General features: G+C 59.7%; 14 protein-coding genes. 11 read left to right on the top strand and 3 right to left on the bottom strand.

What is annotated here, in order from left to right:
* Positions 1-92 precede the first annotated feature (92 nt).
* The gene (locus tag ACN2TU_RS01915) at positions 93-446 is read left to right on the top strand and encodes a hypothetical protein (protein WP_435152373.1); all 354 of its coding nucleotides are present in this window, start codon (positions 93-95) and stop codon (positions 444-446) included.
* A 67-nt stretch (positions 447-513) separates the two neighbouring features.
* Here the strand turns inward: ACN2TU_RS01915 and ACN2TU_RS01920 are convergent, their stop codons facing one another.
* The gene (locus ACN2TU_RS01920) at positions 514-963 is read right to left on the bottom strand and encodes an ester cyclase (RefSeq protein ID WP_435152376.1); all 450 of its coding nucleotides are present in this window, start codon (positions 961-963) and stop codon (positions 514-516) included.
* 86 nt (positions 964-1,049) lie between these two features.
* Positions 1,050-1,754 (bottom strand): DUF6517 family protein, encoded by a 705-nt coding sequence (locus tag ACN2TU_RS01925; protein WP_435152379.1) that lies wholly within the window; start codon positions 1,752-1,754, stop codon positions 1,050-1,052.
* 155 nt (positions 1,755-1,909) lie between these two features.
* Between ACN2TU_RS01925 and ACN2TU_RS01930 the strand changes: the two genes are divergently transcribed.
* A complete protein-coding gene (locus tag ACN2TU_RS01930; protein ID WP_435152444.1) occupies positions 1,910-3,070 on the top strand; it encodes a glutathione-independent formaldehyde dehydrogenase in 1,161 nt (386 codons plus the stop codon).
* A gap of 72 nt (positions 3,071-3,142) precedes the next feature.
* Here the strand turns inward: ACN2TU_RS01930 and ACN2TU_RS01935 are convergent, their stop codons facing one another.
* Complete coding sequence (locus ACN2TU_RS01935; protein WP_435152381.1) at positions 3,143-3,793, bottom strand: RNA ligase partner protein; 651 nt, start codon at positions 3,791-3,793, stop codon at positions 3,143-3,145.
* 122 nt (positions 3,794-3,915) lie between these two features.
* On the opposite strand from ACN2TU_RS01935, the gene ACN2TU_RS01940 reads away from it, so the two are divergent.
* From ACN2TU_RS01940 to ACN2TU_RS01980, 9 genes are all read left to right on the top strand, one after another.
* Positions 3,916-5,022 (top strand): RNA ligase, encoded by a 1,107-nt coding sequence (locus ACN2TU_RS01940; RefSeq protein WP_435152384.1) that lies wholly within the window; start codon positions 3,916-3,918, stop codon positions 5,020-5,022.
* A gap of 55 nt (positions 5,023-5,077) precedes the next feature.
* Complete coding sequence (locus tag ACN2TU_RS01945; protein WP_435152386.1) at positions 5,078-6,313, top strand: ornithine cyclodeaminase, nickel-pincer nucleotide-dependent; 1,236 nt, start codon at positions 5,078-5,080, stop codon at positions 6,311-6,313.
* Between the two features lie 101 nt (positions 6,314-6,414).
* Positions 6,415-8,925, top strand: a complete 2,511-nt coding sequence (locus ACN2TU_RS01950; protein ID WP_435152389.1) for a PAS domain S-box protein — start codon at positions 6,415-6,417, stop codon at positions 8,923-8,925.
* Positions 8,926-9,007: 82 nt separating this feature from the next.
* Positions 9,008-9,385, top strand: coding sequence for a DUF7344 domain-containing protein (locus tag ACN2TU_RS01955; RefSeq protein ID WP_435152392.1), 378 nt, complete (start codon positions 9,008-9,010; stop codon positions 9,383-9,385).
* Between the two features lie 321 nt (positions 9,386-9,706).
* Complete coding sequence (locus tag ACN2TU_RS01960) at positions 9,707-11,062, top strand: diaminobutyrate--2-oxoglutarate transaminase (protein ID WP_435152396.1); 1,356 nt, start codon at positions 9,707-9,709, stop codon at positions 11,060-11,062.
* A complete protein-coding gene (locus ACN2TU_RS01965; protein WP_435152399.1) occupies positions 11,059-12,600 on the top strand; it encodes a pyridoxal phosphate-dependent decarboxylase family protein in 1,542 nt (513 codons plus the stop codon). Before ACN2TU_RS01960 ends, ACN2TU_RS01965 begins: the two co-directional genes overlap by 4 nt.
* A complete protein-coding gene (locus tag ACN2TU_RS01970; RefSeq protein ID WP_435152401.1) occupies positions 12,597-14,420 on the top strand; it encodes an IucA/IucC family protein in 1,824 nt (607 codons plus the stop codon). Before ACN2TU_RS01965 ends, ACN2TU_RS01970 begins: the two co-directional genes overlap by 4 nt.
* Positions 14,417-15,007 carry a GNAT family N-acetyltransferase gene (locus ACN2TU_RS01975; RefSeq protein WP_435152404.1) on the top strand — a complete coding sequence of 197 codons (591 nt, stop codon included), beginning with the start codon at positions 14,417-14,419 and terminating at the stop codon, positions 15,005-15,007. The genes ACN2TU_RS01970 and ACN2TU_RS01975 overlap by 4 nt, the downstream gene beginning before the upstream one ends.
* Positions 15,004-16,163 (top strand): lysine N(6)-hydroxylase/L-ornithine N(5)-oxygenase family protein (locus tag ACN2TU_RS01980; protein ID WP_435152407.1); only part of this gene is annotated, 1,160 nt, incomplete at its 3' end. The genes ACN2TU_RS01975 and ACN2TU_RS01980, both read left to right, overlap by 4 nt.

The following is a 16,163-nucleotide window of genomic DNA, read 5'->3' on the forward strand; positions in this document are numbered from 1 at the left end:
TGACGACGGCAAACAAGCACTGTTTTGTGGCCGGACGGGTGCGCTCGAAATACCCACGGGAGCGAGGGTCGTGAGTTCGCCATCGGACGAGAATGCGAACGACGCCGCCTGGAAACGGCGGTACCTTGACGATAGCGGCGATTGAATTCGATACCAACGTTCCCCCTAAAATCATGGTCGAAGTCCACGAACACTACCGTCCGACGAACGATGGATACACTCCCGGCATTTACCGTGTCGTGGGTACAACCGATGAGATGGCGCTTCTGCGTGTTACCGACGCTGACGGGAGACGGGTCGCAACCGGCGAACTACTCCACGTTTCTCAAAATACGCTCGACACCGAGTTCGAATTCGCGACCAACCCCGATACGGGTTTCTCCCCGATACATGGCGTTCGAAACGCGCTAACCGGACTGTACTGGTCGGTACGGCGTTTTTTCTGATGTGGACGAGGCTGTCGGGCAGCCTCGTCCACTGTCCTGATTTCACCCGTTAATCTGCCGAAACGACTTATCCCGCCATCTCTGCGAGGTCATCCGGCACCGGAACGATACCGAGTTGCTGAAGCAGTCCCAGCATATCCCAGTTCGCCCACGTTTCCGTGATACGGCCGTCTTCGACGCGATGCATCGCGAGGCCGGTGATTTCGAACGTCTCACCTGTCGGTTCGTGACCCATGAACTCCCCGTCGTGGGTGCCACGTTCCGTCCCGCGGAAGACGACCAAATCGCCCTCTGCGATCATCTCCTCGATACTGATTTCGCCGTCCGGAAACGCCGACTGAAACATCCCTATCATCGCCGTGAACTCGTCCGGTCCCTGCACACCACTCGGTGCGTCGGGGTCGTATCGAACGTAGTCCGGCGCGAGCAGTTCGTCGGCAATCGACTCGTCACCTTCGTTGACGAACTCGTTTATCAATCTGCGAACGACAGCCTTGCTTTCGTCTGTTTGTCCCATTGTCCCCACACCCACATGGAGGGACGTCTTCCGGGTACAAAGTTATTGCTCGGATATCATGTTTCGCGCCGCGAGCCGCCGAACCGTCACCGAACGCTGTGCATCAGACGAAGGAGCTCCCGTCGGTACGCGTCGTCGTCACGGTTCAGAACCCCTAACAGCTCGTCCGTCGGTCGGATACCCGCCGCGAGAATGAGTGATCGACCGGAACGAGACACGTCGAAGTAGAGCACCGTCTGTACCCGGTTGTCCCGACCGATCCCCGGAAACCTTGAGATATTCGACGGCGGCGTCTCGGTGTATCGATCGATGCTATAATACCCCTCGTATTCGGCAGTCGCTTGCTCCTGCGTCGTTTCTCGCTCGGCTGGCTCGCGCTCGCGCAATCTCGAAAATCCGCGTCTCCGCGCCGTGCGTTCGAACCGACGCTTGGCGAGTCCGGTGACCAACGAAGGTTGCGCGAACGCCGAGAGCGGCGAGTCGAACGTGATGCGGGTCGTGATGAACGCTCCAACGATACCCTCGAAATCGCGACGAAGGCGTTCGTCGAACGCTGCCGTGAGGCGGGTATCCTTGTAAATCAGCGTAGTTGTGTACGCGCCTCCGAGATCGATGCCTCGGCTACGGAGTGGCATTCGATCCGTCTCTCGCGCCTCGACTTCCCAGTACCGAACGAGGGATGCAGTGACCCGCGGATTCCTGTAGCGTTCGTCATCCTGCCGCGCGCTCACGATTTCGCCTCCCCCGACGACCGTCCCTCCCAGCAGTTCGATGAATGACCTTCTATCCACGATGGACGGTCGGTTCGTACGTGCATATCCCTCACGGCTCTGTACCGAATTTGAACGAGCGAATCGACGCCAGCAGACACCTCCTCTTTTGGGACAAAAACATCATAGTCGTGACCCCCGTAGCCGTGTAGTTGCAGGGGTGGGAACGAATGTCAATGGACGCGGTCGTTTATCAAGGACCGCACGACGTAGCAGTAGAATCGGTCGATGAACCAGGAATCGAACACCCGAACGATGTCGTTATCGACATCACCACGACGGCCATCTGCGGGTCGGATCTCCACATGTACGAGGGCCGAACCGACGCGGATCCGGGAATCGTGTTCGGGCACGAGAACATGGGAATTGTGGACGAAGTCGGCGACGGGGTGGAGACGCTCGAGGAAGGTGACAGAGTCGTCCTTCCGTTCAACGTCGCCTGTGGCTTCTGTAAGAACTGCGAGAACGGATACACAGGATTCTGTACCAACGTGAATCCCGGCTTTGCCGGTGGCGCGTACGGATACGTTGCGATGGGGCCGTACAAGGGCGGGCAAGCGGAGCGGCTTCGAGTCCCGTTCGCGGACTTCAACGCACTGAAACTGCCGGAAGGCACCGAGCACGAGGATTCGTTCATCCTGCTCGCGGACATCTTCCCGACGGGATGGCACGGGACGGAACTGGCCAACCTCCAACCCGGCGAATCGGTCGCCATCTTCGGGGCGGGACCGGTCGGACTGATGGCCGCCTACAGCGCGAAAATCAAGGGCGCCTCGGAAATCTACGTAGTCGATAGGGTCCCGAGTAGGTTGGAACTCGCGGAACAACACTGTGATGCGACGCCAATCAACTTCGAGGACAGCGACCCGGTCGAACAAATAAAGGACGCCCACGGCAGCGGTGTGGACAAAGGCGTAGACGCTGTCGGTTACCAAGCGATCGACCCGGAAACCGACACAGGCGACGACGCCTACGACCCGGCACGGGAGAACCCCGCGGTCGTGCTCAACCAACTGATTCAGGTCGTTCGCGCGACCGGGCAGTTGGGCGTCCCCGGCCTGTACGTGCCGTCCGACCCCGGCGCGCCGGACGAGATGGCCGCGCAGGGCCGACTCGGCATCGACTTCGGGAAGTTCTTCGAGAAAGGACTCAAGGTCGGCACCGGCCAGTGTAACGTCAAGGATTACAACCGCGAACTTCGTGACCTGATAATCGAGGGGCGTGCGGACCCGAGTTTCGTCGTGTCGCATCGCGTGAGCCTCGACAAAGCACCGGAGATGTACGAGCGGTTCGACAACCGTGAGAAAGGTGTGACGAAAGTTCTGCTCGAACCCTGAGCAGAAAATTTTCGATTTTTCGCAGTCAGTAGTTCAGCACACGCAGCGGCTACGCTTCCCGTTCATGGAAAGTCACTGGTTCGCTTCGAGATACTCTTCGAGCAGCGAGGGGAAATCCCGGCCCTTCAGATATCGGAGGCCGAAATCCTCCGCCCAGCCGATGATGCCGGTATCCTCGGTGACGACGCCTGCGTCGAGTTCCCGAGCAAGAATCAGCAGGTCGAAATCCTCGCGCGAGTCGAGAACGCCGCGCCGAAGGACGCGGCGATATTTGTCCCGAAGGTTGGAAATCAACGCATCGATTTCCGTCATATATTCGTGGTCTTCGACGGGTTGTTCTTCCAACGTCCGGGCCTCGCGAACCGCTTTTTCAGAGAGGCGAAGGCCGCGATTGACCCGGTCGCTCATCTCGTCGATAAACTGGTAGACGATTTCCGCCGGAATCATCACCTCGTACCGCGCGGGATTTTTCTTGATGACCCAAATGTTGAGTTTTGAATAGACCTCCTCGGAGACGTCACGTTCGTCCAACATCGTCGTGAGTTCGTCGTACACCGACGGTGGGAGATAACAGGAGATGTTCAGTTCGAGTTTCGCGTCGGCGATGAGGTCGAGCAGTCGGACGAGGGTTTCATCGAGGGATTCGTCTCCACGGCGAATCTCTTCCGTGATGAACACCGACGTGTCGAGCACGAATCGCTGTTTCAACGGAAAGTCAGCCATAGATGTGTATCGGTGCTCACCGATAATAGCTCTCTCCACCGGTGTGAACGCCCGAATTTCCACGACACTCGACACTGTCGTGCCGTCGTCATTCTTTTCCCGCAGACTCGCTAACAGCTAGCATGGTGTCCGTCGACCAACTCGGGATTTCACCCGATGCAGTCGAAGATTTCGTCGAGCATTTCCAGCAGTGGACGTACGAGGGACATGACTATCGGCTCCTTCCGAAGGCACGTTCCGGTATCGAACGTGGAACGGTACTCATCGGCGAGACGGTCGTCCGAGGGTTTCCGAGTATTCCACGCATTCTCGTCCTCGGAGAAGGTGTCCCGGCGTTCTTCGATGAACCGTTCGTCATCGAAGAGAAGCTAAACGGCTACAACGTTCGCGTCGTCCGTGTCGACGGGACGCTCTTTGCGTTCACCCGCGGTGGATTCATCTGCCCGTTTACGACCGCGAAAGTCGAAAGAAGCATCGCCCTTTCGCCGTTTTTCGACGACAACCCGACGGTCATGCTTTGCGGGGAGATGGTCGGGCCACGAAACCCGTACACGACGTACGACTATCCGGGTATCTCGGACGTGGCGTTTCGCGTGTTCGATATCCGCGACCGCGTGACTGGACGGCCGGTTTCCGTCGCCGACCGTCGTCGGTTGTGTTCGGAGTACGACATTCCACAAACCACCTTGTTCGGCCGGTACGACCCGACTGAGACGGAAGCCGTGTCGGCACTGCTGAATAACCTCGACGCCCGCGGTCGCGAGGGAGTCGTCATGAAATCGCTCGACGGGCGAAATCTGCTCAAATACACGACACCGGCGACGCATCGGGATAACCTCGCGTATGCGTTCTCCTTGCCCTTCGATACCGGTCGTGATTTCATGTTCCCCCGTCTCGTTCGCGATGCTTTCCAAGCGGTCGAATGGAACGAACCGACTGCGGCAATCGAGCGGCGAGCGCACGAACTCGGCGAAGCCATTCTGTTGCCGATGGTCGAGACGATTCAGCGAGTGAACACTGGGGAGTTCGCCGGTGAAGAGCACACGATTCGGGACGATGCGGACGTTATCGATGCGACACTTTCGCATCTGGATTCCCTCGGGATGACGCTCGATATCACGGACGACCGAACGGTCGACGGCGAGCGCCTCGTGACGTTTACAAAGCGGGCGACTTCGACGACCGACAAGATCACCCATTATCTCGATGGCGGCCGGGTGGTGGAGTAGCGAGAATCTGTCCGGCGACACAACGCTGATACCACTCTCGCACATCCGGTTTTGTATGGTACAATCTCGCACAGTCGAGTTGGAGGGACACATCATCGACTCCGGCATGATGCAACAATGTTTCGGCGTCGTGATGGATCTCGACGGGGAGTTCGAGGTCGAAGAGTTTCGGGTCGGCAAACACAAAGACGAGGAGTCGTATGCCCGAATGGCCGTCTCGGCGAACGACGAGGAGACGCTTCGGTCTATCCTGCACGAACTGCACCAAAACGGCGCACACGTCCCGAATCCGACGGACGCAGCGCTGGAACCGGCTCCGGAAGACCAAGTCGTTCCGCACGGCTTTTACTCCACGACGAACCACCCGACGCAGGTTCGGTACGAGGACGAGTGGATCTCCGTCGAAAACATCGAGATGGACTGTGCAATCGTCATCGACCCCGACGAGCGGCGGGCGACGACGAAGGTGCTCAACGCTATCGAGGAAGGTGACCTCGTCGTTACGGACGAGTCCGGCGTGCGAGTTGACCCGCCGGAACGTCCGCGCGGCGGGGGCGGCCCGTTCGGATTCATGCAGGGCGGCGTGTCGAGCGAACGGCCTTCGGAGTCGCTCATTCGGGAAATCGGCGAAACCATCGTGGAGACGAAAGAGGACGGCGGGACGGTGCTCGCCGTGGTCGGCCCGGCACTCATTCACTCGGGTGCTGGCGACGACTTGGCCCACCTCATCCGCGAGGGGTACATCGACATGCTCAGCGCGGGTAACGGATTCGCGGTGCACGATATCGAACGCGGTCGGTACGGTACCTCGCTGGGGATGGATATCGAAACGCTGGAACATCCCCGAAAGGGGCACAAACACCACATCTACACCATTAGCGAGGTCATCCGAGCGGGCGGTATCGCTGAGGCGGTCGAAGACGGACTCATCGAAGAGGGAGTGATGTACGAATGTGTGGAAAACGACGTTCCATACGTCCTCGCGGGGTCGATTCGTGATGACGGCCCACTGCCGGACACCATCACCGACGCCGTCGAGGCTCAGAATGCCATTCGGAAACAAGCCCATGAGGCAGACCTCGTATTGATGCTCTCGACACTTCTCCACTCCGTTGCGGTGGGTAACTGTCTGCCATCGACCACCCGCGTCGTCTGCGTGGATATCAATCCAGCGACGGTCACGCAGCTGCTCGACCGAGGAAGCGCACAGGCCATCGGGATGGTCACGGACGTGGGGACGTTCGTGCCGACCCTCGCCGAAACCGTTCTGGGGCGTGCGTCGTCCGACTGAATATCGGCTCGAAAATACCGCACCATTCGTATAATTTTATTGAAAATACCCGATGGCTTAGCGAAAGCCTATTTCTCGTCCTCCCCCTGTATTCCACAATCATGTCCGAGCCCTCTCCCCCGAACGACCCGACCGCCAGCTCACTCAGGAGCAGCGAGTCGGCCGAAGAGGCCGCTTTTTTCAAAAGCATCGTTCGGGATTCACTCGACGGATTCATCACGATGGACGAGACGGCGACCATCGTCTTTGCGAACGAAGCGGCAACTTCCCTTTTCGGCTATCACGAAAACGAGCTTCTCGGGCGCTCGATACGCATGCTGTTTCCGGAGCGGCATCGCGACGCGTATCTCTCCGATTTTTACCAGTATATCGATGATTCGGAACCGACTGTCGAAGACACGACCATCGAAGGAGTCGGTCTCCAGCAAACTGGTGACGAATTTCCACTCTCCGTTTCGCTTCGCGAGCACACCTATCGCGGACAGCGGTTGTTCACGGTGATACTCCGGGACGTTTCCGAACGGCAGCGACAGCGAAACGAACTCGATGCGGCGACGGAGAAGTATCGGACGCTCGTGGAAACCGCGCCGGACGCGATTTTCGTGGCCGATGCGGAAACCGGCATCCTACAGGAAACTAACCGAGCGGCGGCCGAGTTGCTCGGCCGGTCGATGGACGAGTTGGAAGGAATGCATCAAGCCGAGCTCCATCCCGCCGACGAATCCGGACGGTACGAACGGATGTTCCAAGGCCATCAGGAACGTGGCGGCCGCTTCGAGGAGAATCGCGATCTGACGGTCGTCACCGCGAACGGAACCCAGATACCTGTTGCAATCAGCTCGAAGGTAACCGAGTTGAACGACCAGAAGGTCATTCAAGGCATTTTTCGTGACATCAGTGACCGGAAACGCCGTGAAGATGCACTCAACGCGCTGCACGAGACGACACAACGAATGTTCGAGACTGCGTCCTCCGAAACGATTTGTACGCACGCGGTGACGACAGCGGCGGAGGTTCTCGAATTCCCGATTAGCGGAATCCATTTCAAAGCGGCGGATGCTGATGCGCTCGAACCCGTTGCAACGACTGACGACGTTGCCGCCGCACTCGGTTCGGTGCCGACGTTCACGCCGGAAGATCCGTTCGTCTGGGAGGTCTTCGAAACGGGCGAACCCCGCGTCGTCACCGACATGGATTCAACGGAGCAAGGAGCAACCCGGGACACACCGATTCGAAGCGCCATTATCGTCCCGCTCGGAGAACACGGCGTGTTTCTCACGTCTTCGGAGTCGGTTCGTGACTTCGACCGGATCGATTTCGAGTTGCTGCGGGTGTTGGCCGCCAACACGGAAGCCGCCCTGACGCGAGCCGAACGCGAACGTGCCATCGCTCGGCAACGTGACGAACTGACGACGTTGAACCGAATCAACACCATCGTCAGGGATATCAATCAAGCTTTAGTCGCCGCCCCGACGCGGGAGGAAATCGAGCGGACGGTGTGCGAGCGGTTCGCGGCGTCAAATGTCTATCACGGCGCGCTCGTCGGCACTCTGTCGTCGGCCGAGCAGGGGTTTGTCGTCCAAACCGCTGCCGGTATCGATGACGCGTATCTGGAAGCGATCGCCGACGAAAAAGCCGAAACGGAGCACGGTGCCGCAGCGACCGCGGTGCGAACCGGCACGCTGCGGGTCATCGAAGATATTTCAACCGACCCGGCATTTCCCTCGTCGATAAAGGCCGCAGCACTCGAGCGAAATTACGGTTCCGCTGCCTGCATTCCGTTCGGACACGGGGAAACGACGTATGGAGTGTTGGTCGTGTACGCACCCCAACCGACGGTCATCGGGGAGCGTGAACAGGCCGTATTCGGCGAACTGGGTGAGATGATCGGCCACGCGATAAACGCCGCCGAAAGCAAGAAACTCCTCTACAGCGACCACATCCTCGAACTCGAATTTTCACTCACCGGGACGGGTTCCTTTTTCGTCACCACGTCCGCGGAATTGGAGTGTTCGTTCACGCTGGATGGAGTGGTACCGGCACCGAACGACACCTACATTTTCTACGTGACGAGTTCCGGGGTTTCACCGGACGTCATCATCGAGCGAGCAGAGGCGTCGCCCAGTATCGAACATGTTCGACAGATACAGGGCAATGACAGCGATAGCACGTTCGAAATCACGATTAAGGGGACACAAACCACCGCGCAAGCACTCATCGAACACGGTGCGTACGTCCGCAGTGGGTCGATTACCCACGGCGAGGGGACGCTCATCGCCGAAGTCCCGGCGAACACCGAGATTCGCCCGTTCGTCGAAGCGGTTCATTCCGTCTACCCGAGCGCAACGCTCCTTGCGAAACGCAACCGAGAACACCCCTTGCACCCGGAACCCGACCTCCATCACGAGTTGGAGACGATGCTGACCGCACGGCAGTTCGAGATACTGCTGGCCGCATATCTGGCGGGCTATTTCGATTATCCGCGGTCGAGTACGGGAGCGGAACTCGCCGAGACGCTCGACATATCCTCGCCGACGTTCCATCAACACTTGCAGGCAGCACAGCAGAAGGTACTCACGCTTCTGTTCAGCAACCGCAGCGAGACGGACTGACCCCGTCCGCACGTAACCCAGACGAAGGCACCCTCAATAATGAGGCAAAGGATTGGTGGCCAGCGACTTGTTTCCTCAGGTAATGAGCGATTCCGAGAAACGATCCGACAACATCGAAACTGTGCGGTCTCATCCCGAGGAGTTATACGAGCGAAAACTGTCGCCCGAAACTATCGCACGGGTTCTTGAGAATCGGCAACGGAGAGCGATTTGCCGCGTTCTTTCGGGTGGTTCAAACATCACGACGCTGGATGAACTCGTCGACGCGCTCTCGGAGCGAGAATCGGACGCGGCGGACACCGAACTCGACCGCGAATCTATCGCGCTCCAACTTCACCACATCCATCTCCCGCTGTTGGAAGATATCGGCCTCATCGAATACGAACATCGGTGCGAGACCGTTCGCTATTGGGGGCATTCGGAGATAGAGTGTCGTCTCGAACGTCTCTCAATCCAGTAAAAACGCTCGGAAACGTGGAACATACCCGTTCTTGACGCAGATAGTTGGCCGTACATCGCGACCGAACTTCCACCGGATGGGAATTGAGTCGGCGCTACTCGTCCTTGTTCTGTATCTATATCTTCGATAATTCAATTACTTTTCGTCTAGCAGTTTTATTGTTCCCACGACGAATGTAACGTTTTATAATATTTAGGGCTGCCTAAAAATCGGAGGGTTTACAATGTTTTAGGCGAGCCTAAAACCTGTAATGCGTCGATATACGCCGCGGAACACACGAATAGATGCATCTCTACCGGTCGATTCGACTGGAGGGATGCGATGAGCGGCAGCGGAAACGCGCGCTTGCTGGCCCAGCAAGCGCGCCGCGAATCGAACGCGCGAACGTATCCCCGACATCTTCCGATCGCCATCCAACGAGCGAAGGGGGTCGAAGTCGAGGACGCGGACGGAAACGTTTACTATGACTGTCTGGCGGGTGCGGGGACGCTCGCCCTCGGCCACAACCATCCCGTCGTCGTGCAGGCCATCGAGGAACTGCTGGACTCGAACGGCCCACTACATACGCTCGACATCACGACGCCCACGAAGGAGCGGTTCGTGGATACGCTGTTCGACAGCCTCCCGGACGAGTTTTCGGACTCTGCACGGGTGCAGTTCTGTAGCCCCGCCGGAACCGACGCCATCGAAGCGGCGCTGAAACTGGTCAAAACCGCCACTGGAAACCGCTCTATCCTCGCGTTTCAGGGGGGGTATCACGGGATGACACATGGCGCGCTCTCCTTGATGGGCAACACCGACCCCAAGGAATCCATCCCGGGAACGATGCCCAACGTGCATCACTTTCCGTATCCCTCGGACTACCGCTGTCCGTTCGGCATCGGCGGCGAGTCCGGCCATCAAACCGCGAGTCGGTACGTCGAACACGTCCTTTCCGACCCGGAAAGTGGTATCGTTGACCCGGCGGGAATGGTGCTCGAACTCGTGCAGGGCGAGGGCGGCGCGATTCCCGCCCCCGACGACTGGACGCGGGCAATTCGCCGGATGACTCACGAACGCGACATCCCACTCGTCGTGGACGAAATTCAGACCGGACTGGGACGCACTGGTGAACTGTACGCCTTCGAACACGCCGATATCGTCCCCGATGTTGTGACGCTCTCGAAAGCGGTCGGTGGCGGGCTCCCGCTTTCGGTCGTCGTCTACAAGCAGGACTTGGACGTGTGGGAACCGGGTGCCCACGCCGGAACCTTCCGAGGCGACCAACTGGCGATGGCCGCGGGACAGGCAACCATCCAGTACGTTCTCGAAAACGACCTCGCATCCCACGCCGAGAGGATGGGCGACAGGTTCCGCAACCATCTCGAAGGAACGCAGGAAACGTTCGATTGCGTCGGCGACGTTCGCGGGCGCGGCCTGATGCTCGGGGCGGAAATCGTCGATACGACAGCGAAGCAGGACGACCTCGGAAACCATCCGACCCACTCCGACCTCGCATCCGAAATCCGCGATGAATGTTTCGAGCGCGGACTCATCGTGGAACTGGGCGGGCGCGACAGCAGTACGGTTCGATTCCTGCCGCCGCTCATCGTCACGAAGGACGACGTGGACGCCATCGCGGAACGTTTCTACGAAGCGGTCGGGACGGCGGTTCGCCGGGAGGTGACCGCCGCATGAACAAGCCACCGGAACATCGTCCGGAACCGACCGCGGAAGCAACCGGATCCGTTTCACAATCCACCGAATCGCTGTTTTTGGGCAGCGATGAGGGAACGGACGCCTACCGAACTGCGATGGAGCGAACGACGGACGCGGTTCTCGATGCGTTCGTGGAGAACGCAGACCCCTACTCGGGTGCGAATCCGGAATCGCTCCGCGAGGAGTTTTCGGAAATGGAAATAATTCCCGACGCGGGCGAAGGGTTGGAGGACGCGCTCGAATCGGTCGAACCCGTCCTTCGGAATTCGGTCGGCGTTTCGAACCCGCAATGTCTCGCGCATCTTCACTGCCCGCCGATGATTTCGGGTCTCGCCGCCGAGGCGATGCTGTCCGCGACGAACCAGTCCATGGATTCGTGGGACCAGAGCCCGGCGGCGACACTCCTCGAAAACCGGATGGTCGAGGAACTGTGTGGCCTGTTCGGCTACGACGAGGATGGTGACGGCGTGTTCACCTCCGGCGGCACACAGTCGAACTTCATGGGTCTGTTGTTGGCCCGCGAGTGGTTCGCCAAGGAGCGGTTCGGCACCGACGTGCAGCGATCCGGACTGCCACATCGGGCCAAAGCCATGCGAATTCTCTGTTCGGAGGAAGCGCATTTCACCGCAGAACAGGCTGCCGCCCACCTCGGATTGGGTGAAAATGCGGTCATCACCGTCGAGACGAACGACGACCGGGAGATGTGCCCCGACGCGCTCGACCGAACGTTGGCCGAACTCGACGAGCGCGAACTCCTTCCGTTCGCGCTCGTCGGAACGGCGGGGACGACCGACTTCGGAAGCATCGACCCGCTTTCCGAACTCGCAGACCGTGCCGACGAACACGACCTGTGGTTCCACGTCGATGCGGCCTACGGCGGCGCGCTCGCACTGTCCGACCGCCACCGGGGGCTGCTCTCGGGTATCGACCGGGCAGATTCGCTGTCGGTCGATTTCCACAAGTTGTTCTACCAACCGATCAGCTGTGGCGCGTTCCTCCTGCGCGATGGCTCGCAGTACGAGCACATCGCGCGAAACGCATCGTATCTCAATCCTGAGGGCGACTCCGCGCCGAACCTCGTCGCCAAATCGGTGCAGACGACGCGGCGGTTCGACGCGCTGAAACCATTCGTCTCGTTCCAGGCGCTCGGTCGGGACGGGTTCGGCGCGTTGGTCGATGGGACGATTGCTCTCGCCGACTACGTTGCGGCCCTCCTCTCGGAACACCCATCGTTCGAACTGCTCGCCGAACCGACGATAAATGCGGTCGTGTTCCGGTATCGCCCGGCGACTGAGATGGACGACGACCGACTGAGTTGGTTGAACGAGGCGATACGCGAATCGCTCCTGCGGGAAGGTGAGGCCGTCGTTGCGCGAACAGAAGTGGACGATATCACCGCGCTGAAGTTTACCCTGCTCAACCCACGCACGACGTTGACGGATGTCGCCGACATCCTCGACGCAATCGAACGACGCGGTGGTTCTCTCAGTGCGGTCTCACCGGAGGTGGCGCGATGACGCCACCAGAAACGACGACACAAACGGATTCCACCGTCGAACCGGCGGATTCGGCGGCTGCCGCCGAATCCGCGACAGCTCACGCCTTCCTCAACTGCTACCTGCGCGAAACCGGCGCATACGACGTGGTTCCGGATCAATCCGCCGAGGCTGGCGAGTCGGCCCTGTTCGAACTTCCGATTCTGGGAATCGGCGTTCGGGCACCCCTATCGTATCGCTCTCCGACTGGACGACATCTGTTCGACCTTCCGGTTCGGTTCCGGGCGGGGGAGGGGTGGAACGACCTCGATTACGCGACCCTGTCGAGTCTGGTCATCAAGGAACTGTCCCTCGCACGCGGGGGCGACCACGTCGGCGACGAACTGCTCTCCCACGTGCTGTCGAGCAAGGCCCGAATCGAGCGATTCGTCGCCGCGCGCGCGGACGATCACGACCGACTGTACGGTACTGACTTCGACTTCAGGGATGCGGAGCAGTCACTGATTTTCGGCCACCTGCTCCACCCGACGCCGAAAAGTCGGGTGGGTATCGCGGCGCGAAACGCACCAACCTACGCGCCGGAACTGCGCGGGGCGTTTTCGCTCCACTACTTCCGGGCAGATCCCGACATCGTGGCACAGGATTCGGCACACGACGAAGCTGCTGATGAGTGGGTGAAGGCCGAACTGCGGAACGATTCCGAAATTTCGGAATCGTTCCGCAGGGAACACGTGGAAAGCGACGACGTGCTGATTCCAGTCCATCCGTGGCAGGCGAAACACTTGCTCTCCCAACCGCACATCGAATCCCTGCTGGCGGATGGCAGTCTACAATACCTTGGAAGCCACGGCAAACCGTACTACCCGACGTCGTCGGTTCGAACCCTCTACAGTCCGAACTCGTCGTTCATGGTGAAGGGGTCGCTCGCGGTAAACATCACCAACTCGGAGCGGACGAACAAACGTCCCGAACTCGAACGCGGCGTGGCCATCACAGAACTGATGGACACGGAACTCGGTACCGAACTCGAAACCCGGTTCCCGAACTTCGCCGTGGTGCGCGACCCGGCCTATCTGACCGTCGATGTCGGAACGGAATCGGCACCCGAATCCGGGTTCGAGGTCGTCCTGCGCGAAAATCCGTTCCGCGGTGAGGACGCGGCGGGTGCCTCGCCGGTCGTCGGCCTCTGCCAAGACCACATGTTCGGTGGAAACTCGCGCCTCGCAAACGTCGTCTCGGAAATCGCGGAGCGGGAAGGCCGAACCACCGACGACGTGAGCGAAGACTGGTTCCGGCGATATCTCGCCATCTCGCTCCGGCCGGTGCTATGGCTCTACCTGAACTACGGCGTCGGCTTGGAGGCGCATCAGCAAAACAGCGTCCTGACGCTTCGTGATGGCTATCCCGCACAGTTCCACTACCGGGACAACCAGGGCTACTACTTCACGGAATCCGGACACGACGACGTCGATTCCCTGCTTCCAGGCGTCGCGGAACGCGCGGACACGCTCGTTTCGGACGAGCTGGCGGACGAGCGAATCCGGTACTACGTCGTCCTGAACAATATGCTCGGCGTCGTCAACGCGTTCGGTACCGCCGGACTCGTGGACGAATCCCGTCTCCTGTCGGCGCTTCGTGAAGAACTCGAATCGCTGACCGAACACGACCACGAGGCGTCGTCCTTGCTTTCGAGCCTGCTCACGCAGGAACGACTGGCGTGCAAGGCCAACCTGCTGACGCGGTTCCGCGGCATGGACGAACTGACCGGAACGCTCGAAAACCAGTCCGTCTACACCGAGGTTCCGAACCCACTCGTCACTGAACTGGAGGAAAATCGATGACTGGCCCCTCCAGAATCATCGCGTCGGAATACGACTTCCAGACGCACGATTCGACCATCGAGAAGACGATTTCGTTCCGGCAGGCCGCGATGGAGCGCGACCTCGGTCGCCTCCATCGCTGGCTGAACGAACCGCACGTCCTGCCCTACTGGCAGTGGAACGACCCACTCTCGGAGTTCCGCACGAAACTCGCGGAAAAGCTGGTCGACACCCATCAGACGCTCTACATCGGTCATCTCGACCACGTCCCCATGAGCTACTGGGAATCCTACTGGGCGGTGGACGACGACCTCGCAGAACACTACGACGCGGAGCCGACTGACCAAGGGATTCACCTGCTCATCGGCGTGCCCGAGTTCTTGGGTCACGGCTACGCGGAGCCACTGCTACGGGCGATGACTGCTTTCCAGTTCCGCCACGACGAAACCGACCGTGTCGTGACCGAACCCGACGTTCGCAACGAGAAGGTCATCCACGTCTTCGAGAAGTGTGGTTTCGAACCACAGCGCGAGGTTGCGCTGGAGGAAAAGGACGCCCTGCTGATGATTTGCGAGCGCGAGCGATTCGAGCAGGAAGTGATTCGATGACGACGGAAGAGGGACGGACGAACGACGACGCGACTGGTGACGTGTATGACGTGCTCGGAATCGGTCTCGGCCCGTTCAACCTTGGCCTCGCGGCCCTGCTCTCGGACACCGACTGCGAGTCGGTGTTTTTGGAACAAAAACCCGAGTTCGAATGGCACGGCGGGATGCTCATCGAGGATGCGACGCTCGAAGTGCCGTTCATGGCCGACCTCGTGACGCTCGCCGATCCAACGAACGAGTACAGCTACCTGAACTACCTCCGACAGCACGACCGTCTCTACGAGTTTTACTTCTACGAGACGTTTCAGGTGCCGCGCCGGGAGTACGACGAGTACTGTCGCTGGGCCGCCGAGGAGTTGGACAGCGCCCGATTCAGCCGCCGCGTGACGAACGTGACCTACGACGAGTCGGCGGGGGAGTTCCACGTCACTGCGCGCAATCCCGAAGACGGGAACGCGGGTGAGACGGTCGAGTACCGCGCGAGGGACATCGTCGTCGGCGTCGGAAGCGTTCCGTTCGTCCCCGAGTCGCTTCGCGGGCCTTCCGAGGAAGACGTGTTCCACTCGGCATCCTACCTAAATCGTCGGGAACGCTGTTTGGACACGGAGTCGGTTACGGTCGTCGGGTCTGGCCAGAGCGCGGCAGAGATATTCCTCGACCTGCTTCGCCACCAACCGGAAGCGGAGTTCCGACTCGATTGGCTCACGCGGTCTGACGGGTTCTTCCCGATGGAGTACTCGAAACTCGGACTCCAGCACTTCACGCCGGAGTACACCCAGTACTTCCACGACCTGTCCCAAGAAACGAAAGACGACCTCTTGCCGGAGCAGGGCCTGCTGTACAAGGGTATCGACGAAAACACCAGCGAGGAAATTTACGACCTGCTGTATGAGCGATCCGTTGGAGGCGACGACCCGAACGTCGGCATGCTCGCCATGACGGAAGTCGAGGATATCGAGCAGGTCGGCGATAGCTATCGCCTGACCTGCGAGCAGTGGCAGGAAGGGGAACGATTCGCCCACGACAGCGAGGTCGTGATTTTGGGAACGGGCTACCACCGTCCGACGCCGCCATTTCTCGCCGGAATCGAGGAGCGAATCGACCGTGACGCGAAGGGACGCCTCCGCGTCGAATCCGACTTCGAAGTCGGATTCGA

The sequence above is a fragment of the Haladaptatus marinus genome, from assembly GCF_051194195.1.